This window comes from Leisingera sp. M658 (genome assembly GCF_025144145.1).
Lineage (GTDB): Bacteria > Pseudomonadota > Alphaproteobacteria > Rhodobacterales > Rhodobacteraceae > Leisingera.
This window is the reverse complement of sequence record NZ_CP083546.1, coordinates 2082142-2102246: the sequence shown is the minus strand read 5'-3', so window position 1 is coordinate 2102246 and position 20105 is coordinate 2082142. Positions and strand designations below refer to the sequence as shown.

Genomic DNA, 20105 nt, shown 5'->3' with positions numbered 1-20105 from the left:
CAAGCGCAATCATCGCTTGCCCCCGAACAGGATCTGCTCCCGGATCGCCTCGACGGTTTCAGCCGTCATACCGAGCTGGGTTGCGGCTTTCGCCATATCGCCGGCGGCCTCTTCTTTGGCCTTCAGGGCAATGCGGCCGCGCTCATCATCCATCAGCTTTTCCCGGATGCCGGAGCTGGCCATTACGTCTTTCATCATCTTGCCGATGAAATGCAGCTCGCGCGGGTCGATCTCGCCGTTTTCCTTGCCCATTTCCTGCTGCATGAACTTGAACGCCAGCGTGGTCAGCATCTGAAACAGTACGTTGTGCCGCTGGGCTTCTTCTTCCAGGCCGTTATCCGTCATCCAGCTTTCAGCCCATTGGCTGGCCTGTTCCTGGTACTTGACGAATTCGCGGTATTCCTGGCCGTACTCATGAACTGCTGACTTGCCAATTTGCAGCTCTATGCCTTCTTCCTGCAGCTTGGCATTCAAATCTTCGGTGATCCGCTCATAGCCGCTCCAGCCGCTGTCCCTCAGCGCCTCCTTAAGCCAGTCGCGCACTTCAGCCGGGGCCATGTTGATTTTACGGGGGCGGGGCATCGCTTAAGCCTTCGGGCTGGGGCGCTGAACTTCCGGGTGGGTGGAGCGACCGGTTGCGATCTCTGCCCCTGATAGGGTGGCAGTAGCGACGACAAAATCACCGTTCTCCTGTGTGGTGATGAAGCCGTTTTCCTTCAGCCACTGCAGTTCGGTAATGACTTGGGACCGGGTCGAGGTCACGCCCACATGGTCCAGAACGTCGGTCAGGATTGAGGCGTTGGAAGTGTAATCCGTGCAGGCCTCCAGGTGGCGCAGAATGGCCAGGCGGCGGTGCTTGCGGTTGAAGTCGTTGTAGCTCATGTTTTTTCCCGCAGGTAATCTTCGTGACGCGATGAGATGTGTTCGAGCCGGGTCTGGCTTTCCGCAATGGCCCGAATGGACGTCCGCACTGCCTTCAGTTCGCCGCCCATTTCGGTCAGCAGGAGCTGAAGCGAATGAATGTCGTCTTTTTCGGGCATGGTGCTGAGCTTTTGCTCTGCGGCTTGGATACGCTTATCCAAGTCATTCATGCGGTCGGAGCCGATTTTAAACCGGGCATCCACGTTTGAACGGCGGGTGGCAAACCAAGTATAGATCACGCACCCCAGCGCAACGGCATAGGAGCCGGTTGTAAGGAGGTTGGAGAACGTGAATGTGGGGTCGAACTCCATCAGTGCAGCTCCCCCGCCGGTTCCGGTGCAGCCGCGCCAATCGCCTGAAACGCACTGCCGTGCCCAAGGACGCAGGCCGCGCCGCCGGGCGCGGTGGCCGATATCGTCCAGGTGCCGGTTTCCGGAGAAACGAACAGATGGATGGCGTTGCCGTTCTTGGCGAGCATTTCAGCCGCCGGGGCTTCGCCGTGATGCTCGAACAGAATGGCAGCCAGTTCGTCGTAGCGGTTGAAACACTGCGCGGCGGCTGCATCAGGCCGGACAGCCAGTACCAGGGCGGTGGCGGCGGTGAGGGCGAGAACCCGGATCACGCGGCACCGCCTTTCATACCGGCAATCACCGCGTCCTTGTTCTTGGACCCGACCGACGAGCCGAAATAGAAGTTCAGCACCTGGCTAAGCCCGGTGGCCAGAGAGCCGATCAGCAGCGCCAGGACTGGGCCGCTGTCCACGGGCAAACCGTTCAGGGTCACATAAGCCAGAACGGCAAAGAACCCGACAATCACCACCGCAGCCAGAATGCCGGGTGTGCGGTCCTTGGTCTGGACCTGGCGGGCGCGGGCGCTGGCGCGGTCATCGGCGGCGATGCGTTCCAGCTCGATGCCGGCGGCCTGAAGCTGGGCAGCAAATTCGGCGTCCACCTGTTTCAGTTTGGCCAGGTCGGCGGCAGACGCGCCTAAGATGGCCTGTTCCACCTCGTCAGAGGAGGCGCCCTGGCGGCCCATGAATTGCGTGGCCAGGGCATCAACAGCCACACCGGCCATCGGCCCGCCAAGGGCCGCCGCGACGGTCGGCGCAACAGTGCCCAGAAACCGGATGATCTTGTCCTTGTTCTTCATGTCTCAGCCCCCTTGAAGCCGGGTTTGGAAATGGTGACGGGATCGGCGTAGCTTTCGACAATCCACCCCTCGGCACCGCCATAGAAGACCTTCAGCCAGTCGCGCCCGGCGACGGTCACAGAGGCGATAACCGGCACGCGGGTTTCATCGGGGATCTGCGCGATCACGTTGGGATTGAAGCTGGGCCAGCGGCGCATATTGAGCGTGTCGCCGGGTGTGCTGATGATCACAAAGTCATCTGCGGCGGCGGGAGTTTCCGCATCGCCCAGTTCCGCCTCGGCCGGATCGGCACGGCCAAGGATAAGCGACCGGATATGCTCCAGCGGGAAAAGCGGGTTGGTGTCCACCTTGCGGCCGGGGGAGACGTACCAATGCGTGGTAATGTCTTCGAGTGACGGAATGGACGAAAACAGCGTCTGCAGCAGGCCCACCAGCGCTGTGATTTGAGCCTCGGTGTAGGGCATCCACAGGCCGTGCCCGTGCTGAGGCGTTTCGGCTTCTTCAATGCCGTATTCCAGAATGCTGAATTTCTGGCCGAACCAGGTGCGGGCGGATTGCTCCGATGCCCGCGTCATGCGGCCGGGGTTCACCAGCTCGATGCCGATGGAGAACCCATTGCACCATTCGCGGCCATGATACTCTGATTTTCCGGCGTGGCTGGCTTTCCGGTTGACCGGGACCTGCTGCTCGATGTGCCCGTCACGCTCGATCACAAACTGGACCGACACCTTGGCGTCGTTACTCTGCAGGTAGCGGGCGGCGTTGCCCTTTTCGATCCGGCTGGCGGTGTCGTGAAGAAGGACCAGGCTGGGTACAATCTCGCGGCCAATCCAGCGCGCTTCCTTGAAATCTACCCCAGTGACTTTGCCGTATTGGATGCCCATTTCCGGCCCCTTAAAACCCCATTTCAATGGGGTTCAAATTGACGGGTCTGGGAGGGGCAATACACCCGCACCTATGTGCGGGTCAGTTGGCGCTATACGCCGGGAAACAGGGAAGGCTGGTTCGGGTCGGACTTGCGCCGCACACCCGGTTTCTGCAGCCAGCGGCGGACGCTGACGTCGGTCACGCCAAGCTTGAGAGCAATTTGCACGGTTGGCAAGCCCTGAGAGTGGTAGACTGCCGCGCGCCATTCCTTGACCAGGGGAACACGGCGCTGCAAGCGGTTTTCAATGGCTGCCAGCATCCGGGCCTTAGGGTAGCCAATCAGCTCAACAACCTTGGACCGGGCGGTCGGATGGGTGGCGATGTAGGTTTCAACGCCGCCGAAGGCTTCAAGGAAACGCAAGGTGTCCTCAAGCCCCAGGGCTTCCATATAAGGTTCCACCTGGGCAGGCGGCTTAGGAAAACTCAGCTCATCCTTTGCCATTGATCCGGGCCTTTGGCGCTTTGCGCTTGCTCTTATTGCGGCGGCCAGGGGCAGGCAGGACTGTTGTTACAACGCCGTCCTGGATCTTGTACGAAAACCCGCCGGAAAGAACGCCTGTTGCAAAAGGGTGATCGGCCTGAAGATCTGCGATGCGGGCAATCTTGCGGCGCACTGCACTTATGTTCACGCCTTCCACACGTTCCAGATGGCGCAGGACGGCATTGTCGGACACAGAGTGGCGGAACTTCTTCATCGCTGATGATCCTCCCAGGCAAAGTCGATATCCGCCCGCTGTCCCCAGCTTTTCAGGGCCTGAATAACCTGGTCGATCTGCTCATGCTGGCGCAGCATATCCACGTCGGCAGGAACCGATTGCCAGGTCTTTTCAAACCGGGAGCGGATGAACTTATTCAGACCCTTGCGGCTGGGGTCGCGCAGTGCGCCGGCAGCGCCCAATTCACGCCACAGAACGTGCACCAGGCGCAGGTCGGCACGGGACGACAGCTTGTGCTTTTTACCGCCGCTGCTGGCTTTGAAACCATCCGATTTAAGGCGCTTTAAAACACTGTTTAAATCGGCCTCGGTCATGTCTTTCATGGAGGCTTTGCCGGTGACGGCAAGCTGCAGATCGCGGCGGCCGTCACTGTCGAGGCCCAGCTCACGGCAGCCGACGTGGATCTTTTGCTGAAGCGCTCGGGTCATCAGGAGGCCTCGCTCAACACGGTCGCAACCGGGTGGCTTGCAGCTTCATCGGCTTCCATGCGTTGCCGCGCTTCGGCCATTTCTTCCCGCACGATGGCGTCAAAGCGTTCGGGGGAAATGCGGGAAACTTCCGCCCCTTGTTTCAGCAGCGCCACCGCGTTTCCCAGCACACGGCCAGCCCAGCGTTGTTTCTGCGTGTAGACGCGAAAGCTGCGGCGGGCTGCATCGCGAATTTCGTCTTCGGTCATTGCCATGTTAGGGTTCCTGCTGCCGGTTTCGGATTGCTGCACGGGCTTCGTCGCGCTCTTTGCGCAGGATGCTGGCTTCCAAATGGCGGCCTATCAGGCTCGCCGCCATGAACGCGCCAAAGGCTTCAGCAGGCCACCACCACGCAAACGGCAGCGCGATGTAAGCCCCGTAATTCAATGCAACTGAAAGTGCTTTACGCTCCGTGCGCGGATCACGGCTGGGAGGCTGTGAAGAAGGCATAAGCCAATGCACATCAAAGCCGTCGGCTTCCATGGCAAGGGCCTGATTAACGGGCATTTCAACGCTCCACAGGAATTCGCTGCCTTTCAAATGCACTGTGCTGCCTTCAGGTGCGGTGCTGAGGTCGGCGAATTTCGCGGGTTCGTGGGGTGCGTGTACGTCAGAAATTGGCATACAGTTTTTCCTCAAATTGGATTACTCGGCGAACTGGCGGGCCAAAGTGGCCTCCAGCACTGCGCTGCGGTTTTGGAGGACGCTCAGGGGCAGGCTCAGGGCCTCTGAAATCTCTTCCAGCTCCTGCGGCGTGGCAGCCAGCAGTTTGCCGTCCAGGCGGCCGGAATTCAGCCGCATGGCATAGCCGCGTTCCAGGACCGCCCGCACGCCGCCGGAAACCGGGCTGTCGTCGCCGGAAACCTCAATTGCGGTGCGGGGGTCAAAGAAGGGTAAAGCGCTCATACGGGCGCCTCTGCCTTTGCAAGGTCGATAGTAACGGTCTGCCAGCCGGCGGAGTGGCTTTTGCGGAAACGGTACTGCAGGTAGCTGGCCGAGCCGATCACCCGGATTGCGTCCCGGATGGCCTCTTGCCCGCGAAGCCAGCGCGGGTCCTCGCTTTCCGTGTTCAGAAGAATGAACACATTGGCCCGGTTGATCTGGCCTTCCCTGTCCGTATCAAAAGCGTTGGTCACAATGGCCCGCATCTCCGGTCGCGTGGCTTCAGACCATTCGTTCAAGCATTCATCAAACAGTGCCTTGGCGGACGCCATTTCCGGCCCGAAATCAAGCCGATCCTGAACACGAACCTTGATCTGGAACAGCCCGTCATAGGTGGCGTAGGTTTTGTTCCCTTTCGTTCCGCCTTTTGTCACCCCGTACTTCTGATCCAGCAGAGCGTCGAAGTTGCCCAGGTTTTCATAGCCGTGGCCTTTGAAGCGGGCGACCTGCTGGGAGAGGGCCAAGGCAAAGCCGAATTCCCCCCGTACCAGCTCGTCTTCGAGCTTGTACTGGGCCTTGATGGTTTCAACGGGTTTGAGGTCGCCACGCGCGTCCATCATGTAGTCGTTGCCGTTTGCAGTAATGACCGGGTCGGGCATTGGTGCCGGTTCAAAGACTGTTCCGGCGAGCGTTTGGGTGGTCTGTTCTGACATGAAAATTTCTCTCAGTTTAGCTGCTCATCAGACCAGGACCGCCACGCCCTGGTGACCGCGCCCGGATGCACCGGGCGGGTTTCGCATCGGGTCAGGCGTTCAGAAGGTCTTTCACCGCTTTGTGGGCTTTGAAGCTCAGGGCAGAGGAGGCCGCGATTTGCAGGCTTTCGCCGGTCTTGGGATTGCGGCCCTGCCGGGCGGCGCGGTCCTTGCGGGTGAAGCTGCCAAACCCGTGCAGCGATACTTCCTGTCCGTTCTTGGCCGCTTGGGTGATCTGTTCCAAAATGGCTTCAAGCGTGGCGCTTACATCTTCCTGGGTGCGGTCTTGGTTTTCCGCAATGATGCGGATCAGGTCTTTCTTGGTCAGTTTAGTCGCCATGGTCTTGTCTCCTCTGGCTGGGTGGTGCGCGGGTTTGCGCGGGGTTTAGGCGCCTGTCGGGTCCAGGCGGTCGGCAATGCGGCGCAGGAAAATCCCGATCCGGATCTTGAGCGGATGCCGGATGTTCATTCTTCGGATTCCTTGTTGAATTTCGAGCAGGCGCGGCAGGCGCGTATCATCCGGACCCGGAACGGGCTGGAATGTGTCCACTTTTCCGCGCGGCGGCGGTGTGCAAGGCAGGCAGCGCTGGGGATCTCGGTTTTCAGGGCAGGGCAAAGGACCGGGGCACTCATGAAGACGTCGCGCACGGCGGCTTCAATGCGGACAAGCGAGCCGCCATAGCGGTTGCGAATGGCCTGGCTGACAACTGTGGCACTGAGGCCAAGCTTACCGGCAACAGAGTTCTGCGAAGACTGGTCGCATTCACGCACCAGGACTTCCACCCAATCGGGCAGAACTTCGCCCCAGCCGTCCTGGGCAAGTATCAGGCGGTCACTCATCACAGGCGCCCCCCTGGTGCATAGATAATCCTGTCATCGTTGGCATCGACAATCACAGTCATCCGCTTTTTTTGGGGCGGCAGCGGGCCAGTGTTTTTTATTAGAAACAGAGGCGTATCGGCATTCAAATTCCGTGTTCTAGCAGACACGCGAATGTATCCCGACAGGCGCAGCATCCGGCAGTAACCGACGATAAGCTGCAGAGTGATTTCCGGTCTCGCAGGCGCCAGTGCAGCAAAGAGGTCCAGGGGCTTAAAGCGCTTTTGATGACGGATGGCGGTCCAGATGATGCCCTCCAAGGAACCCCTTTTGTCTTTGGCTATTTCGCGTGCTTCCTCCGCAGTTTTGACCGTAAATAGGGTCCGCCCTTGGCTGCTTCCCCACGCCCTCATAATGCCTGCGTCTTGAAGGCGGCGCAGAAACCGGCGGCGGATAATCTCTGACGCACAGGCCATTTCAACATCGGATCTGCTGAAATAGGGGCGTCCGGAAATGTAGTCCCAGATGTGCTGCTCTTCCGGAGTTTCCGGTTTGACAGGCAGGAATTCCATCTCGGTTTTTGGGGTGTCTTGCATCTTTTTCAACAACCGTTCTAGTTGACGGTCAGCCTCTCCAGAGCTGTGTTCGTGATGGGAGGTGCCGAGCGTGCTTACTGGGGATTGCATGGTGGCTTCAGCAACTGTCTCCGCAGTCTGATCGGCCCCAAAAGCAGTGTAATAACGCTTTTTCCCTACGCTCTCGCATTTGCTGACAACGCCCCTGCGGGTCAACTCACGCAGGAAGTTCTCTTGCTTCCAATTGCTGGCGCTGCAGTGTTCGTTCAGTTCTTTCCGGGTAAACCGCAACCGGGTTTGGATGAATTCGAGGATCTCGGTTTCAGCGGCATCGCGGGCGGTGACTTGGGTCATTTCAACCCCCGGCGCGGGCTGGGCGCGTCTTTGCGCCGGAATTCGATGCCGCCCCAGTCCTGCAGCGTCATGCTGGTCTGGCCAAGCTTGTTTGCCTCGCCTTTGACCTGGGCAAGATCGGTCACCATGCGCCGCACGTTGCCTGTGTTGCGTTCCATAATGGCGTCCAGAAGATCCTCGGCAACGTCCACGCCCTCGGCATAAACGCTTGCCAGAAGGCTCGCGTCTTTCAAGGTTGCCGGCTGCGCGGCGACCCAGGACATAACCCGACTGTCAATGAGTTCGTATTTCCGGAGCTTCTGCGGGAACTCTTCCATGCCGATCATGACAACCGGAGTTTCCGACCCATCGTGCAAATCCCGGATCAGCTCAATCACGCCGCGCCGGAAGGCATAGTCGGCCTCATCGACAATCAGCGTGCGGCCATCCAGCGCCAGTTCTTCGCAGGCCTGCAGTACCATATCGGGCACCACCCGCTTGGGCGCCACGCCCAGCTCGTTCAGCAGCCGCTCCAAAAAGGTCTTTTTGGTCCAATCGCCCTGCATGGAAATATGGATGACGTCAAAGGCAGAGGCGCAGAAGATGGCACCAAAGGTTTTGCCATATCCGGGGTAGCCGTAAAACACCCCCAAACCCGGCATTCCAAAGGTCCGGTTCTGCAGCTCTTTTACCAGCTCAGCCATTGTCGCCACGTTGGTCAACGGCTGTACGCTATTGCCGATTTCCAAGGTCTGTGTCATGCTCGCTCCTAGTCAATCAATGCCGTCGCCATGGGGTCCATCCAGGCGGCGGTTTTTTTGTGATCTACCCGGCGTTATTGCCGCCGAATGCCTGTTTCAGCGCTGCCAGCGCCTCGTATTCCGAATGCTGCTGGTAGCCTTTCAGCCAGCTGGCCTCGCGCTCCCCGACCGGGGCGCCGTTTTGCTGCCTGCGCTCGATTTCCTGCGCCTGGGCAAACCGTTCGTCTCGTGTTGCGGCCACCTTGAATGTCTCCTGTTTGGGGGAGGGTTCGGGTTTCTTCCGTTTGGCGCCGATCTGCAGAATGAGGGCGTCCTGGGCCGCCTCGGCGCTGGGGTCCGAATGCTGCCTGAAGGTTGAGACCCTGGGGGTCTTGGGAAACACGGGCTTCACCACCTTGGCTTCCATCAGTGCGGTTGTTTCTTTGCGGATCCCGTTCAGGTCAGCCCCGAGTTGTTCCGGCGTATGCGGGCGGTGCAGCTCTGCGAGTTTCTTTTCAGCCTTTTTGATCTGACGGTTCCGCTTCGCGGTCGAGCGCGCACCCTCAAGATCAAAGAAGCCGATTTTCTGCTGACATTCGGCAAAGCCCAGGTGCGCGCCTTCGGCACTGTAGATATGAACGCCGCTGTGCAGGTCTTCAGGATCGAAGCGCACAACAATGTTGCGGTTGGCCTCCTGGCTCATCCAGTCGCAGTGATAGACGTTGCCGTGGAAATTCAGACTGCCGTTGTGCTTGTGCAGCTTGCCGGTGTCCTGGCCCATAAGCCAAAGGTTGCGCTGTTCTTCGGTCGCCTTCAGAAGCGTGGTCGTGGCGTAGCTGTCTGCAAAGGTCTCGTCAAAGGACCTTCCGTTGGCGTTGGCAGACCGGCGGCCGGGGCGGGCATTGTGTTCTTCAATGCCTTCGGCCAGAACTTCAAGAAATTCAGCCAGTTTCACAGCGCGGCTGCCGTAGTTTTCAGGCTTGGCAGTGGGGCGGTTGCCGACATAGGCACCTGCAAAGCGGGGGTCTTTTGCAATGTCGCTGGCAATATCCCGGAAGGCCCGTTCAATCGGCTTAGCTTGTCCGTGCGCCGGGGTAGCCCAGTGCATTTGGATGCCCAGCAGCGGCAGCACGCCCACCGGATCGGTCTCCCGGATCTTGAACCGGAACCGGGTCGGCGCCCCCGCTGTCATCCACTTGTTTGCGAATTCATGGCCGTTGTCGAACAGGCACCGCTTGGGAATGCGCCAGTTGTCGATCATCTCGCCAAAAGCCGCCATCACCATGACTTTGTTAGGGTCATGGTCCACCCGCCAGGACAGGATTTTGTTGGAGTAAAGGTCCTGAAAAGCGATGATTTGGGGGCGGTTTACGGTGCCATCGGGCCATTCCACAAAGACGTCGATCTTGTGGCAGTCGGCATTCACAGCTTCCATTGCTGTCAGAGACGAGCGGTCGCGGATCTGCGCCGGATAACAGCGCATCAGCCCGCGCGGGCCTTCACGAGTATAAATCTGGGTGGTGCGCTGCACCTCAGCATCTACCCACCGCTTGGCGGTTTTCTGGATGGGGAAGGGCCAGCCTTCTTTTTCGGCTTTAAGCTTCGCCTTCCTGTAGCATTGGGAAAAGGTCGGCCCCTCAAACTGCAGGAAAACGCTCTTCAGCCAGTCCATGAACGGCTTGAATTTGGCACGGTCTTCTTTCCGGGTGCGTTTCTTAGGCGGCTGAGGTGCCAGGTAGGCAAGCTGATCCACCGCCGGGATGCCCTCAATCAGCGCCAGCCAGTTATAGATCGTGCGCGGGCTGGCGTTGAATTCAGCCGCAATGGTTGCCACGGCTTGAACATGGGCCGTGCCGCTGCCGTGCAGCAGCTCAACTTTCTGGATTGCATCCAGCCGTGCCGCAGCCTCGTCTTTGGCCTTCTGGGACAGCTTTTCATAGGTCACCCAGGCGGTAGTCCGGTCAGGGCGCTCTACTGGCGCGGCGGCTTCCTGCATCGCCAGTTTTTCACGAGCGGCAGACGGCAGCACCGACCAATGAAACAGCAGCCCGCCACCGCGCCCCGGCCTGCGTTGCAACGCTGCCGGGTTGTTTTTCCAGCCCCAGCGCTCTGCAAAAGCGTTCACTCCGCGCACGCTGCCCGGCAATCCCGGCAGCTTTGCCTCGGCAATTTCCGCTGCCGTCCACCATTCCTTTTCGGGTGTGATGCCGCTGACCATCAGTCGTCCTCCCGGTCGCGGGCTTGAAACATCACAACTTCAGAGGCGGGCGTGTCACTGTCTTCGGCCTCCTGCAGAAGCTCCAGCAGCTCATCGCGGAATTTCTCCGCAAATTGCGTCCGTGCAGCTTTGGACCCGCGCAGCCAGGCGTCGGTGATCTTGGCGGCCTGCTGGTCCGTGGTGGATTGCACCGCCGCCCCGGGGGCCTTTTTGCGGGCCATCACCTCTTTGGCGGATTTGGCCTCACCGCTGCCCAGGGCCGCGCATATGGCGCTGCGGTCTGTCTGTTCGCCGCATTTGGCGATGTGTTCCAAGTCTTTGAAACGCACCTTGTTCGGTGCGTCCCGCAGTTGGGTGATTTCATCCTTGGACAGCTTTTCGCCGACACTGATCAGGCGGAAAATCTGGCGTTCGCCCTTGTCGAACACCTCGGCGGCGTTGGCGGCAAAACTGCTAACTGACATTTTGTCAGTTAGCACATCGTTCTTTGTACGCCCGCCCGCGCTGCCGCGTCTGGCTTCGGGGTTTTCCCGCTCATACAGCTCTTTGTGCGCGGCCAGAAACACGGCCATATCCAACGGTGTCAGCGGGGCGCCGGCCACATTGGCGTCAACCTCAATCCGGATGGCCTGGTCGTTGGTGCATTCGCTGACCTTGACCGGCACTTCTTCCAGCCCGGCTTCCTTGGCGGCGGTCAGGCGGTGCAGGCCATCCATCAGCCGGTAGCCGTCTTTGACCCTGCGCACCAGCAGCGGCTGCAGGATGCTGCCGACCTCATGGATGGACGAAACAATGCTGGCAACCGCCGTGGGGGAGGCCGTGCGCAGGCGTTCTTCCACTTGGATATCAGCAACCGGAAGGGTTTGAATTTTCTGCCAATTTGGAGGGGTCATTGGGGATGCTCCACTTTGATTGAATTCAGGGGTTTCAAGGGATGGCCTGCCGTTCTGTGCAGCATGGCCGGCGGGGTTGCGCCCCAGATTTGCGGCAGTACAGTCGCCCTGCAGGTCCTCAGGATGGAGAAACCATTGGGCAACAGCAGTCTCGACCGCTATTTCTGGGAAGCATGCGACCATGCTAATGAGCTTCTGGATCTATTTGATCTGCAGACGCGGCAGCAGATGCTGCCGAAGATTGAGCAGCAGTGGCCGGTGATCCACTTGGATCTCCTGAAGAACGATCAGCCTGCGCTAACATTCCTTTCCGAAGGTCCGACAGATCGCGAGCGATCCCTTGCAAAGCTGGACTTGGGAAAGGGATTTCTGCTGTGGGTTCAGGCGCGGTTTCTGGCGCTTCAAGCAGCCACCGCATTAGACATAGCTGCGTCTCTTTCCACCAAGCTCGATAGCCCTGCGAAAACTCCGTTCCGGCAAGCCGTTCCTGTCGTTGCTCGAGAAGCTTTACTATTTTTGGACCAGCCAACACCCGAGGAGGTGTTACTGCTCGAATTACCCGATTGAACAGATAGCCGGGGATTAGGATCCGTTCGATGTTCCGCCAGGTCTGTTTAGGGGCCCGTAAGCGCTCCTCCCGGCACCTGTCACGCAGCGCTTTACGGTGTTTCGCAAGCTCTCTCGCAGAATCAATGTCATAGAAGCCGATCTGCTGGGCGGACCGCCGCCGCCCCAGCAGCGCACTGACCGATGCCAATGAGCCGTCTTTGGTCAGGTCAGCAACCAGATCCGCCACCCGTTCTTGGTGTTCGGCCATGCGTTCGAAAGCCTCGTCGAAGCGATCTCCAATCCGGTCTACTTCTGATGGCGCTAAGCCATCCGCATTCCATAGATTTTGATCTGCGGCCTCATATTCCTCGCGCGCTGCCGCATAATTTTTTGCGGCTTCGATCAGGGCCTTTGCACGTTCATGCGGCGGGTGGGGGAATTTCAAGGTTTCAATGCTCATTTCAAAAAGGCTCCAAACAAGAACAGGAAGGGCAGGGCGAACACGCAGGCTGCGCCGATTGCATCACCGGCCAGATCGGCCGGGCGGGGCCACAACTCGCGCGCTCTTTGGCCCCAGCCAGCCAGAAATGAGGCAAGGCTGGGACCCGTTCCGGCGAGTGGTAAGCGGGAATAAAAAGGCCCCGGCAGCGCATCCCCATGGCTGCCGGGAAGTTGAGCCAGGCCGCTGCTAGCAGGCGTGCGGGACTGGCTGAAAAGGTTGGAGAGGCGGTTTGAAATGCCCGCCAAAATTAAAATGCGCATCAAAATATAGCTCCGGGTCAATTAGAACGGATGATTGAGCTAAGTTGTTGTATTTTAATGGGGTCTAGGTTCACGCCGTATCGGACTGCATCAGTCAGGATTTGGCGCTGCAATTCACAGGCTAAGTGAAGCCGCAAAAACTCAGGGTTTTTGATGAAGTTAGAGACCCGGTTTTTGGAACCTGGCACCCCTTCCTCCAAGAGGTAGTGGCTAGGCCGCTTTTTGAGACGTTCCAATGACCCACTCACCCACTCTGCAAACTGCTCTGGGGAGGGGATGACTGGAACAATATGCTGTTCGGGTGCGTTGATCATCTTTGCCTCACGTTATGTTGTGAGACAGTAAATCATAATTGATTATGATTTACAACATCAAATTATGCCAAAAATCACACTAGGGAACCACCTGCAAAAAAATACAGGTTGAGGAAATCATACTGCAGTATGATAACCATGATCAGACTACGGAGACTGGTGATGACTGAAGTGGATTGGGAGCGGCGGCGGCGAAACATTCGCATCTTGATGGCTGCCCAGGGAACAAACCCTACGAGGGTTGCGAACTCTGTTAAGCTCTCGCCAAATACACTTTCAAAGTTCACGAGCGGGTCTACCGCTGAGCTTAGCCAACGCTCGATTGTTAAGGTGGTAGAGGCGCTTGGTCTTTCTTCAGTCTCGGATCTGGACACCGATAATCCGCTGAGTAATCCAAAAGCAGTTCTGCGGCAGCTTATTAACGATCTGCCAGATGAGGTGTTGCCGGCTCTAGTTCGCGAGCTTGAGGTTCGTTTTGCGGAGCACCTTGAGTCTCATCAAGACTAGCAAGATCCAAGACAGCAATGATGACCATCGAGAGCGCTTCCTTCGGGAGGCGCTCAATTTTTGCGACTAAGTCATCGCGTGGCGACCTCATCGTGAAATCCGAATTTTTGTTGACATATTATGATTTTTCACGTTTGATTATGAAAATGACGTCTCTAGAGGGATTATTTTCACAGTGATGCACTTTATGCAAGAAAGTTTTTCGGGGTTTGGATTTGTGATCCTGTCCCCCGGCGAGGTGCCAACATCAGCGGAAACAAGTTTCAGTGCGGAATGGCATCAGAGATATTTTGATCACAAGTTTCACGCGGTTGACCCGGTCTTTCACTTCACAAAGCAGTGCGGGGGCAGATCGGCGTCGAAGCTTCTTTCTCAAGAGGAAATGTCTTCGCCCCTGTTTGAAGAGGCTCGGCAATTCGGTGCTGACAGTAACTTCATTTCCGTATCAGCCTTTGGAGGCAACAGAATGATCTTTGGTGGTGTAAATCATGACCTTGATGGGCGAGCTGCACCGGCCTTGCACCATGCTTGCCAGGCAGCGCACAAGACTGTCCTGCTTGAGGGGGTGGATAACCTGTCCGACGGTCAGGTCGACTTTATGGAAATGTGCGAGGAGGGCTTGTTGGATAAGCAAATTGCTAGCGAGTTGAGAGTGTCGATCTCCGCAATCGCGCAGAGGAAGAAAGTGATATGCAGTAAGCTCGGCGTTTCAAATTTCAGAGCAGCGTTGTCCCTATACTCCATAAGGAAGTGGAGTGGGATCATTCCTATGATTTAGTGAGTAGCTTGGGTATCATCATAACGAATTATGAATAACGGCTCTGAATGATGATTGTGACACACCTAATCGACCTGACTAACCCTGAAACCCGGCTGGACCTGTACACCGATTGCCTACGCTTGCGGCGAGAAGTCTTCATTTCATCTATGGGGTGGAACTTGCACGAGAGTTTCGGTTGCGAGTTCGATCAATACGACATACCAGCCTCAGTCCATCTTGCTGCCGTTGCTGCCGGGAAGTTGGTGGGCTGCCTGCGGTTGCTTCGAACTGACAGCGAGCATAGCGGCACAACATACATGATCCTGGATGCGCATCGCGGGAACATTCCAAACTTGCCTGCAAACATTATGCAAGAAGAACTGGCTTCCAGCAGCGTGTGGGAGGCTTCCCGTCTTGCAGTTTCTCCTTCAGTGGAGATGCGGATGAGGAATAGCGTGTTGGTGGCATTGATTACTGCGGCACGCAGTCATGTCGTCTCGCGAGGAGGCGTAACAATGTTGGGACTGATGAACCCGATCTTCTTGCGGACATTCCGCAGGGCGGGGTTTGCCGTTAGGCAGTTTGGCCCGGTTACCGACCAGCGGGATGGGCGAATTTGTGTTCTTCGGTGGGATTTTGAAACTGGTACAGATGATGTTGGTTCAGTTTCGCGATCTACCGCACCCGCGATGCTAACATAGCCGCGCTTATGGCGCCGTCGAAGGGCGGTGCCAGAGTGAACATAAAGCGGCTTATGGTGCGAAAGCACCATAAAATGGTGGCGGGGCAGGGCGTCGGAATGCTGAGGGAATCGGCGCCCTGGTCAAAAGGAACCTAAGGCTGCAGAATGCCTACCAGAGCGGCCGGTATAAGGCAATCGCGGGCCTCATTTCTCCCCGTATACCAGTAACTGGTATACGGGTTTCCTTGAAAACAAAGGGAAAATGCCAATGCCGAAAGCAGATGTATACCAGTCACAGGTAGACAAGGGATGGCGTGAATTTGCAAATGATGAGGAAAAACAGCGCCTTAGCGTTTTGGACGCTCGCATTGCCCTTAAACGGCGCATTCTTTCAGATACCATAGCAGAGCGGGCAGCACTGCGGCGGCGCCTGGTTACGCGGAGAAGCCGCGCAGTCGACAAGGGTTAGCGGCCAGCGGCCCCATATGTTGTGTGATCTACATCAGGAAATCAACATGTTGTGCCGCTTGCATTGAATGGACGGCGGAAATCCCTATCTAGGTTGAGCGCGTAGAAATCTACGCCAAGAAACCAACTGAGATAGAGGCTCAAATGACAGTAAAAGTAAAACGCGTGAACCAAAACCGGATTGAGGTGGAGATGTCCGGCTCTAAGTTGAACGTGGATGGAATTAGGTCGGTCATCGAAACGTTTTCCAGGAGTATAGAAACCTTCCGGCACGAAAAGCAGATCTACCAGGACGGTCAAAGAAGCTATGTCGGTTCAGACCCTTCGAACCTTGAAGATGTGACTGACAAGCGCGTCGCAAATTTGGATGGTCTCATTGCCGAGTATTCTGGCATCGTCGCTGAGATGAAGCAGGCCCTAGCTTCACTTTCTGTGCCTCCGAAGTGACCCAAATTGTCTTAGGGTCTGTTGAGCGAGAAGCAGCAGAATTCGTTTCCAAGTTCGGGCAAGGTGTTTTCCCGCCGCTGTGCGCTTAACCCTAAGTATTTGAAGCGATAATCCCGTTCTTGGAAGTGTCCCGAAATTTTTAGGGCTAGTTCCAAGTTCGGGAACTCGATTTCAGGAGCCTACCCGCCGCCGCTCCTGCGTTAAAACCCTGTTTTACGGGCCTTTCAGGGGTGTTTGAGAGTTTGCAACGGGAAGTGTCCCAGATTTGCCTTCAGGCGCCATATCGGCCATTTTGCCGGGTATTGAAGGACAAACGCCCCGAGCCCCATTACAGGTTCAAACCTTCCTGAAAGCCCTTTTTTATATGGCCTCATCCGGGTTCTTCCGGCTTCATCCGGCCTCTTCCGGTTACTGCAATATCAAGTGTCCCCTAACAATGCTGCGGCATATGGCCGATACCATCCAGCAGGGTCAGCTGCGCGCCTTTCACATTCCGGGCCAGGCCTTGGGCGTGAAGCTCCGGGCTGACCAGATCGTCAGCAGTGCCGTGCAAAACTTCCACCGGAACCGGGATTTCACCATAGCGCGGCGACAGTTCGGTCACTTCCTGCAGCAGGTTTGCCCGTTGCCGGGCATTTGCGCGCAGGGACGTGCGCCGCAGCGACAGGCCGGGGCCAAAATGGGCCGCATATCCTTCCGGCACGGCTTGCGGCGCAAAGACCTCCTGCAGCGATCGGGACACAGCATTGTCCGGCACAAAGGCGGTCAGCAAGGGCACCGCCACCATACTGCCAGCACGCGAGGAGGTGACCCGGTACAGCGGGTCCAGCGGCGTGGTCCAAGGATAGGCGACGCCGGACACAGTCACTAGCGCCGAGATACTGTCCGGGTGGTCCACCGCCCAGGCCAGCGCAACCGCGCCGCCATAGCTTTGGCCCAGCACAATCGGCCTGTCCGCCCCCATTTGCGCCGCGGCCTGGCGCAGCAGGGCAGCCTGCTGGCGGATGGTGGCCCCGGTGCCATTGATGCGGTCCGAATACCCCAGTCCGGGCCGGTCGAATATCAGGATGCGGAAGTCCTCTGCCAAAGCCGGTGCCAGCCGGAAGGTCATATCGCGTGTACTGCCGCTGGAGCCGTGGATCAGCACCAGATCCGGCGCGCTGCCTTTGGGCCGGCCCATCTCTACCACATGCACCCGGTGGCTGCCCGCCACCAGGGTTTGTCCCAATGGCGGGTGGCTTGCGACAGCCGCCGCCTCGCGGCGGCCCGCCTGCCAGTTGGTCAGCGCAGCGGCGGCCGCCAGTGCAAGGCCTGCGTAAACCAGCACCTTAGCGGCCGATCTGATCCATTTCATAAGGCGTGGTCTGGTAGATCTCATTGATCCAATTGCCATAAAGAAGATGCGCGTGGCTGCGCCAGCGGTTTTGCGGCGGCTGGCTGGGATCATCGTCCGGATAGTAGTTGCCCGGCACGTTGATCGTGGTGCCATTGGCCACGTCGCGGTCGTATTCCTGCTTCAGCGTATCATTGTCATACTCAAAATGGTTAAAGATATAGAGCGCGTTGTGCGCCTTGTCCTCAACCAGGCAGGGGCCGACTTCGTCACTGCCCAGCAGCGTCTTCAGCCCTGGTGCCGCGCTGATTTCAGTCTGCTTCATCTCGGTCCAGCGGCTGACCGGGATCACAAAATCATCCGAAAACCCGCGCAAATAGGGCGAAGCCGGCGCCAGGTTCCGGTGCCGGAAGCAGCCGAACGCCTTGTGATCCAGCATATGTTTCTTCACGCCGTGGAAATGGTTGATCATCGCCATGCCGCCCCAGCAGACGCCAAAGGTGGAATGCACGTTGGTCTGGGTCCATTCGAACACCTCGCGCATCTCCTCCCAATAGGTCACCTCGGGGAAGTCGAGATGCTCAATCGGGGCGCCGGTGATGATCAGGCCGTCGAACTTCTCGTGCTTCACTTCCTGGAAGGAGTGGTAAAATTCGGCCATATGCTCAGCCGCGGTGTTCCTGGTCTGATGCTCGGTCATCCGGATCAGGCTCAGATCGATCTGCAGCGGGGTTGCTCCGATCAGCCGGGCAAACTGGTTTTCAGTCTGGATCTTCTTGGGCATCAGGTTCAGCAGGCCGATGCGGATGGGGCGGATGTCCTGACGCGCCGCCTGGTCCGGCGACATGACCATCACGCCTTCGTTCGTCAGAACGTCATAGGCGGGGAGGTCTGCGGGCATCTTGATGGGCATGTCAGTGTCCTGATTTGCGGAAGGTTGTGCGATATAGCGGAATTCGACAGATAGGCGGCTTAGCCGCGGGCCTCAAGAGCAGAGGCGATCAAATCCTCGAAACCCGCCTCATCCTTGACGGCTGAGATCTGATCGGCGGTGACGGTAACGCCCCAATTGTCCGCCATCGCCTGATAGCGCGGCTGGCGGTGCGCCAGCGCCTGGGCATAGGTCCAGCGGATGAAAGTATCAGGGTCCACATCCCCTTCGGCTACGCCATTTTCCTGAAGATACTCTTGCCAGACCCGGTCCAGAAACTCCGGCTGATAGGACATCGGCTTGGGCGCGCGGTCGAACCGGCGCACCAGTTCTGCCGTGTGGGCCTCGCTGCCCTTGATCCAGACCATCAGCGTGTGTTTGCTGAGTTCCGACAGAACCTGATCGTTCGGGTCATTGGCATCGACCCATTCGCAGATCGACCCGCCAGTATCGCAGATGAAATTGGGGTAGCCATAAAGTTGCTGGGCGCGGCCCGCGAAGTATTCCGTATCCAGCAGCGCCCGGATTTCGGCGACCCGGAACTGTTCCTGGCGGCGCTTGTATTCGCCAATCGGCAGCCCGCCTTTGGCCTTATCACCTGGTTTGCCCAGATAGGAGGCAACCGGGGTCAGGTTCTCAAACGTGATGTTGGAGCCGATGAAGATGGAATCCGACAGCAGAAGGTCCCGCAGGAACGGCACTTTCATCGCCTCGGCCTTGGCGTTGTCGGCGATATATTCGCCCATATAGCGGGTGCCGATACGGTAATCGACTGAGTAGTGGAACCAGCTGCCGGCGCCGCGCAGGATGTTGCTGACATAGGTTTTGCCAAGCCCGGACATGCCAAAGAACAGCACCCGTTTGTTCGGCGCATCGCGCCAGTCCTGCGCAGAAGTGTAAAGCATGAGATCCCAAGTCCCTGAAGGTTTCACGCCTTGCTAATCACCTGCGGGGGCTTGGTCAATTCCGTGTGCGTTTGCGCCGCAGGACCGGTTTGCCGTTCAGGACCATAAGCCCGGCTGCCAGCAGGGCAAAACCGGCGTAGGCCTGCGGTTTCAACTCCTCTCCCAGCCACCAGGCGCCCAGCAGGATGGCAACCGGCGGAATGATCAGGGTGACCAGCATCAGGTTGCCGCTGCCTGCCAACGCTAGCACCCGGTAATACAGCAGATAGGCGCCAGCAGTGGCAATCAGCGAAAAATAGGCAATGGATAGCCAGGTGCCGGTTTCCAGGCTCAGCGAAACCGGGCCGTCAACCAGCAAGGCTGCCGGCAGCAGGCAGAGGGTGGAGCCGGTCAGCATACCGGCAGCCGCCACCTGCGGCGGCAGTCCGGACAGTTTCAGCCGCGCCCAGGCACTGGCAAAGGCATAAGACACGGTGCCGGCCAGAACTGCCAATTGCGCGGTGCTTCGGATGTCGAAATTGGCAAATTGCTCCAGCCCGATGGCGGTGGCCACGCCGAGAAACCCGAGCGCCACTCCCAGTGCCTTGCGTGCTGTCAGCCGTTCGTCGGCAAACACCAGCGCAGCGACGATGACGCCGAAAATGGCCGTGGCCGCATTCAGGATCGAGGTAAGGCCGGTCTCAATATACAGCTGTCCCCAGGTCATCAGGCCGAAGGGGATGATGTTGTTCAAAAGGCCCATCACCAGAAAGGCGCCCCAGATACGCGGCTCCTTTGGCACTGGCAGCCGCATCAGCAGCACCACGCCCCACAGGAACAGCGCCGCCCAGCCGCAGCGATGCAGCACAAGGGTAACAACGGGGATTTCGTCCAGGGCGATGCGGATCGACAGAAACGATCCGCCCCAGATCACGCCGAGCAGTATCAGTTCGGCCCAGGCGCGGGGGGATATGGTTTTTTGAGGGCTCATGCGGGTCATCTAGTCCGCCGGGCGCGGCCAGGCGACCCGGATCTTGCGGCAAACGAAAACCCCGCCCGGAGTATGCGGGCGGGGT

At 58.2% G+C, this 20105-nt stretch carries 30 protein-coding genes and 1 other RNA gene; 4 read left to right on the top strand and 27 right to left on the bottom strand.

Annotated features, from left to right (window positions below):
- Nucleotides 1–9: 9 nt before the first annotated feature.
- The 23 genes from K3724_RS10480 to K3724_RS10370 all read right to left on the bottom strand — a co-directional run bounded on the left by K3724_RS10480 (nucleotide 10) and on the right by K3724_RS10370 (nucleotide 13017).
- Nucleotides 10–582 (bottom strand): DUF3486 family protein, encoded by a 573-nt coding sequence (locus K3724_RS10480; RefSeq protein WP_259992458.1) that lies wholly within the window; start codon nucleotides 580–582, stop codon nucleotides 10–12.
- Between the two features lie 3 nt (nucleotides 583–585).
- The gene (locus K3724_RS10475) at nucleotides 586–882 is read right to left on the bottom strand and encodes a hypothetical protein (protein ID WP_024090495.1); all 297 of its coding nucleotides are present in this window, start codon (nucleotides 880–882) and stop codon (nucleotides 586–588) included.
- Nucleotides 879–1232, bottom strand: coding sequence for a DUF2730 domain-containing protein (locus K3724_RS10470; protein WP_259992456.1), 354 nt, complete (start codon nucleotides 1230–1232; stop codon nucleotides 879–881). The genes K3724_RS10475 and K3724_RS10470 overlap by 4 nt, the downstream gene beginning before the upstream one ends.
- Entirely contained in the window at nucleotides 1232–1543 is a 312-nt protein-coding gene (locus K3724_RS10465) for a hypothetical protein (RefSeq protein WP_259992454.1), read from the bottom strand. Before K3724_RS10465 ends, K3724_RS10470 begins: the two co-directional genes overlap by 1 nt.
- Entirely contained in the window at nucleotides 1540–2070 is a 531-nt protein-coding gene (locus tag K3724_RS10460; RefSeq protein WP_259992453.1) for a hypothetical protein, read from the bottom strand. The genes K3724_RS10465 and K3724_RS10460 overlap by 4 nt, the downstream gene beginning before the upstream one ends.
- Nucleotides 2067–2954: an N-acetylmuramoyl-L-alanine amidase gene (locus K3724_RS10455; protein ID WP_259992451.1), complete on the bottom strand. Its 888-nt coding sequence runs from the start codon at nucleotides 2952–2954 to the stop codon at nucleotides 2067–2069. The genes K3724_RS10460 and K3724_RS10455 overlap by 4 nt, the downstream gene beginning before the upstream one ends.
- 92 nt (nucleotides 2955–3046) lie before the next feature.
- On the bottom strand, nucleotides 3047–3439 hold the full coding sequence (locus K3724_RS10450; RefSeq protein WP_259992449.1) for a helix-turn-helix domain-containing protein: 393 nt from the start codon (nucleotides 3437–3439) through the stop codon (nucleotides 3047–3049).
- The gene (locus K3724_RS10445; RefSeq protein WP_134829643.1) at nucleotides 3426–3692 is read right to left on the bottom strand and encodes a hypothetical protein; all 267 of its coding nucleotides are present in this window, start codon (nucleotides 3690–3692) and stop codon (nucleotides 3426–3428) included. The genes K3724_RS10450 and K3724_RS10445 overlap by 14 nt, the downstream gene beginning before the upstream one ends.
- Nucleotides 3689–4141, bottom strand: coding sequence for a gp16 family protein (locus K3724_RS10440; protein ID WP_259992448.1), 453 nt, complete (start codon nucleotides 4139–4141; stop codon nucleotides 3689–3691). The genes K3724_RS10445 and K3724_RS10440 overlap by 4 nt, the downstream gene beginning before the upstream one ends.
- A complete protein-coding gene (locus K3724_RS10435) occupies nucleotides 4141–4395 on the bottom strand; it encodes a hypothetical protein (protein ID WP_259992447.1) in 255 nt (84 codons plus the stop codon). Before K3724_RS10435 ends, K3724_RS10440 begins: the two co-directional genes overlap by 1 nt.
- 1 nt (nucleotide 4396) lies before the next feature.
- Entirely contained in the window at nucleotides 4397–4720 is a 324-nt protein-coding gene (locus K3724_RS10430; protein WP_259992446.1) for a hypothetical protein, read from the bottom strand.
- A gap of 105 nt (nucleotides 4721–4825) precedes the next feature.
- Nucleotides 4826–5086, bottom strand: coding sequence for a hypothetical protein (locus K3724_RS10425; protein WP_259992445.1), 261 nt, complete (start codon nucleotides 5084–5086; stop codon nucleotides 4826–4828).
- A complete protein-coding gene (locus tag K3724_RS10420; protein WP_259992444.1) occupies nucleotides 5083–5775 on the bottom strand; it encodes a DUF3164 family protein in 693 nt (230 codons plus the stop codon). Before K3724_RS10420 ends, K3724_RS10425 begins: the two co-directional genes overlap by 4 nt.
- Before the next feature lie 14 nt (nucleotides 5776–5789).
- Nucleotides 5790–5862: hammerhead ribozyme type II (locus tag K3724_RS10415), an RNA gene on the bottom strand.
- A gap of 4 nt (nucleotides 5863–5866) precedes the next feature.
- Nucleotides 5867–6154 carry an HU family DNA-binding protein gene (locus tag K3724_RS10410; protein ID WP_259992443.1) on the bottom strand — a complete coding sequence of 96 codons (288 nt, stop codon included), beginning with the start codon at nucleotides 6152–6154 and terminating at the stop codon, nucleotides 5867–5869.
- A 125-nt stretch (nucleotides 6155–6279) separates the two neighbouring features.
- Nucleotides 6280–6654, bottom strand: coding sequence for a hypothetical protein (locus tag K3724_RS10405; protein ID WP_259992442.1), 375 nt, complete (start codon nucleotides 6652–6654; stop codon nucleotides 6280–6282).
- Nucleotides 6654–7562: a hypothetical protein gene (locus K3724_RS10400; protein ID WP_259992441.1), complete on the bottom strand. Its 909-nt coding sequence runs from the start codon at nucleotides 7560–7562 to the stop codon at nucleotides 6654–6656. The genes K3724_RS10405 and K3724_RS10400 overlap by 1 nt, the downstream gene beginning before the upstream one ends.
- The gene (locus K3724_RS10395) at nucleotides 7559–8302 is read right to left on the bottom strand and encodes an AAA family ATPase (RefSeq protein ID WP_259992440.1); all 744 of its coding nucleotides are present in this window, start codon (nucleotides 8300–8302) and stop codon (nucleotides 7559–7561) included. The genes K3724_RS10400 and K3724_RS10395 overlap by 4 nt, the downstream gene beginning before the upstream one ends.
- Before the next feature lie 64 nt (nucleotides 8303–8366).
- On the bottom strand, nucleotides 8367–10499 hold the full coding sequence (locus K3724_RS10390) for a transposase domain-containing protein (RefSeq protein ID WP_259992439.1): 2133 nt from the start codon (nucleotides 10497–10499) through the stop codon (nucleotides 8367–8369).
- Nucleotides 10499–11392, bottom strand: a complete 894-nt coding sequence (locus K3724_RS10385) for a ParB/RepB/Spo0J family partition protein (protein ID WP_259992438.1) — start codon at nucleotides 11390–11392, stop codon at nucleotides 10499–10501. The genes K3724_RS10390 and K3724_RS10385 overlap by 1 nt, the downstream gene beginning before the upstream one ends.
- 184 nt (nucleotides 11393–11576) lie before the next feature.
- Nucleotides 11577–12401 carry a hypothetical protein gene (locus K3724_RS10380; protein ID WP_259992436.1) on the bottom strand — a complete coding sequence of 275 codons (825 nt, stop codon included), beginning with the start codon at nucleotides 12399–12401 and terminating at the stop codon, nucleotides 11577–11579.
- Entirely contained in the window at nucleotides 12398–12703 is a 306-nt protein-coding gene (locus K3724_RS10375; RefSeq protein WP_259992435.1) for a hypothetical protein, read from the bottom strand. The genes K3724_RS10380 and K3724_RS10375 overlap by 4 nt, the downstream gene beginning before the upstream one ends.
- Nucleotides 12704–12720: 17 nt before the next feature.
- Nucleotides 12721–13017 (bottom strand): hypothetical protein, encoded by a 297-nt coding sequence (locus K3724_RS10370; RefSeq protein WP_259992434.1) that lies wholly within the window; start codon nucleotides 13015–13017, stop codon nucleotides 12721–12723.
- Between the two features lie 162 nt (nucleotides 13018–13179).
- Here K3724_RS10370 and K3724_RS10365 point away from each other — a divergent pair, with 162 nt between their 5' ends.
- The 4 genes from K3724_RS10365 (at nucleotide 13180) to K3724_RS10355 (ending at nucleotide 15881) form a co-directional block, all read left to right on the top strand.
- Nucleotides 13180–13524, top strand: coding sequence for a helix-turn-helix transcriptional regulator (locus tag K3724_RS10365; RefSeq protein WP_259992433.1), 345 nt, complete (start codon nucleotides 13180–13182; stop codon nucleotides 13522–13524).
- Between the two features lie 187 nt (nucleotides 13525–13711).
- Complete coding sequence (locus K3724_RS10360) at nucleotides 13712–14302, top strand: autoinducer binding domain-containing protein (RefSeq protein ID WP_259992432.1); 591 nt, start codon at nucleotides 13712–13714, stop codon at nucleotides 14300–14302.
- A gap of 47 nt (nucleotides 14303–14349) precedes the next feature.
- A complete protein-coding gene (locus K3724_RS23980) occupies nucleotides 14350–14985 on the top strand; it encodes an acyl-homoserine-lactone synthase (protein WP_409201409.1) in 636 nt (211 codons plus the stop codon).
- Between the two features lie 593 nt (nucleotides 14986–15578).
- Nucleotides 15579–15881, top strand: a complete 303-nt coding sequence (locus K3724_RS10355; protein WP_259992431.1) for a hypothetical protein — start codon at nucleotides 15579–15581, stop codon at nucleotides 15879–15881.
- Between the two features lie 430 nt (nucleotides 15882–16311).
- Here K3724_RS10355 and K3724_RS10350 read toward each other — a convergent pair whose 3' ends face one another.
- From K3724_RS10350 to K3724_RS10335, 4 genes are read right to left on the bottom strand one after another with little or no spacing between them, the layout of a single operon-like run.
- Nucleotides 16312–17235: an alpha/beta fold hydrolase gene (locus K3724_RS10350; protein ID WP_259992430.1), complete on the bottom strand. Its 924-nt coding sequence runs from the start codon at nucleotides 17233–17235 to the stop codon at nucleotides 16312–16314.
- The gene (gene metA / locus K3724_RS10345; protein ID WP_259992429.1) at nucleotides 17210–18127 is read right to left on the bottom strand and encodes a homoserine O-succinyltransferase; all 918 of its coding nucleotides are present in this window, start codon (nucleotides 18125–18127) and stop codon (nucleotides 17210–17212) included. The genes K3724_RS10350 and metA overlap by 26 nt, the downstream gene beginning before the upstream one ends.
- A 59-nt stretch (nucleotides 18128–18186) precedes the next feature.
- Nucleotides 18187–19050 carry an ATPase gene (locus K3724_RS10340; protein ID WP_259992428.1) on the bottom strand — a complete coding sequence of 288 codons (864 nt, stop codon included), beginning with the start codon at nucleotides 19048–19050 and terminating at the stop codon, nucleotides 18187–18189.
- Between the two features lie 55 nt (nucleotides 19051–19105).
- Nucleotides 19106–20020, bottom strand: a complete 915-nt coding sequence (locus tag K3724_RS10335) for a DMT family transporter (protein WP_259992427.1) — start codon at nucleotides 20018–20020, stop codon at nucleotides 19106–19108.
- Nucleotides 20021–20105: the final 85 nt, after the last annotated feature.

Bases quoted from the DNA above. Each gene is read 5' to 3' on its own strand.
- K3724_RS10480 (WP_259992458.1), bottom strand. From the start codon at position 582: ATGCCCCGCCCCCGTAAAATCAACATGGCCCCGGCTGAAGTGCGCGAC.
- K3724_RS10475 (WP_024090495.1), bottom strand. From the start codon at position 882: ATGAGCTACAACGACTTCAACCGCAAGCACCGCCGCCTGGCCATTCTG.
- K3724_RS10470 (WP_259992456.1), bottom strand. From the start codon at position 1,232: ATGGAGTTCGACCCCACATTCACGTTCTCCAACCTCCTTACAACCGGC.
- K3724_RS10460 (WP_259992453.1), bottom strand. From the start codon at position 2,070: ATGAAGAACAAGGACAAGATCATCCGGTTTCTGGGCACTGTTGCGCCG.
- K3724_RS10455 (WP_259992451.1), bottom strand. From the start codon at position 2,954: ATGGGCATCCAATACGGCAAAGTCACTGGGGTAGATTTCAAGGAAGCG.
- K3724_RS10450 (WP_259992449.1), bottom strand. From the start codon at position 3,439: ATGGCAAAGGATGAGCTGAGTTTTCCTAAGCCGCCTGCCCAGGTGGAA.
- K3724_RS10445 (WP_134829643.1), bottom strand. From the start codon at position 3,692: ATGAAGAAGTTCCGCCACTCTGTGTCCGACAATGCCGTCCTGCGCCAT.
- K3724_RS10440 (WP_259992448.1), bottom strand. From the start codon at position 4,141: ATGACCCGAGCGCTTCAGCAAAAGATCCACGTCGGCTGCCGTGAGCTG.
- K3724_RS10435 (WP_259992447.1), bottom strand. From the start codon at position 4,395: ATGGCAATGACCGAAGACGAAATTCGCGATGCAGCCCGCCGCAGCTTT.
- K3724_RS10425 (WP_259992445.1), bottom strand. From the start codon at position 5,086: ATGAGCGCTTTACCCTTCTTTGACCCCCGCACCGCAATTGAGGTTTCC.
- K3724_RS10420 (WP_259992444.1), bottom strand. From the start codon at position 5,775: ATGTCAGAACAGACCACCCAAACGCTCGCCGGAACAGTCTTTGAACCG.
- K3724_RS10410 (WP_259992443.1), bottom strand. From the start codon at position 6,154: ATGGCGACTAAACTGACCAAGAAAGACCTGATCCGCATCATTGCGGAA.
- K3724_RS10405 (WP_259992442.1), bottom strand. From the start codon at position 6,654: ATGAGTGACCGCCTGATACTTGCCCAGGACGGCTGGGGCGAAGTTCTG.
- K3724_RS10400 (WP_259992441.1), bottom strand. From the start codon at position 7,562: ATGACCCAAGTCACCGCCCGCGATGCCGCTGAAACCGAGATCCTCGAA.
- K3724_RS10395 (WP_259992440.1), bottom strand. From the start codon at position 8,302: ATGACACAGACCTTGGAAATCGGCAATAGCGTACAGCCGTTGACCAAC.
- K3724_RS10390 (WP_259992439.1), bottom strand. From the start codon at position 10,499: ATGGTCAGCGGCATCACACCCGAAAAGGAATGGTGGACGGCAGCGGAA.
- K3724_RS10385 (WP_259992438.1), bottom strand. From the start codon at position 11,392: ATGACCCCTCCAAATTGGCAGAAAATTCAAACCCTTCCGGTTGCTGAT.
- K3724_RS10380 (WP_259992436.1), bottom strand. From the start codon at position 12,401: ATGAGCATTGAAACCTTGAAATTCCCCCACCCGCCGCATGAACGTGCA.
- K3724_RS10375 (WP_259992435.1), bottom strand. From the start codon at position 12,703: ATGCGCATTTTAATTTTGGCGGGCATTTCAAACCGCCTCTCCAACCTT.
- K3724_RS10370 (WP_259992434.1), bottom strand. From the start codon at position 13,017: ATGATCAACGCACCCGAACAGCATATTGTTCCAGTCATCCCCTCCCCA.
- K3724_RS10365 (WP_259992433.1), top strand. From the start codon at position 13,180: ATGACTGAAGTGGATTGGGAGCGGCGGCGGCGAAACATTCGCATCTTG.
- K3724_RS10360 (WP_259992432.1), top strand. From the start codon at position 13,712: ATGCAAGAAAGTTTTTCGGGGTTTGGATTTGTGATCCTGTCCCCCGGC.
- K3724_RS23980 (WP_409201409.1), top strand. From the start codon at position 14,350: ATGATGATTGTGACACACCTAATCGACCTGACTAACCCTGAAACCCGG.
- K3724_RS10355 (WP_259992431.1), top strand. From the start codon at position 15,579: ATGACAGTAAAAGTAAAACGCGTGAACCAAAACCGGATTGAGGTGGAG.
- K3724_RS10350 (WP_259992430.1), bottom strand. From the start codon at position 17,235: ATGAAATGGATCAGATCGGCCGCTAAGGTGCTGGTTTACGCAGGCCTT.
- metA (WP_259992429.1), bottom strand. From the start codon at position 18,127: ATGCCCATCAAGATGCCCGCAGACCTCCCCGCCTATGACGTTCTGACG.
- K3724_RS10340 (WP_259992428.1), bottom strand. From the start codon at position 19,050: ATGCTTTACACTTCTGCGCAGGACTGGCGCGATGCGCCGAACAAACGG.
- K3724_RS10335 (WP_259992427.1), bottom strand. From the start codon at position 20,020: ATGAGCCCTCAAAAAACCATATCCCCCCGCGCCTGGGCCGAACTGATA.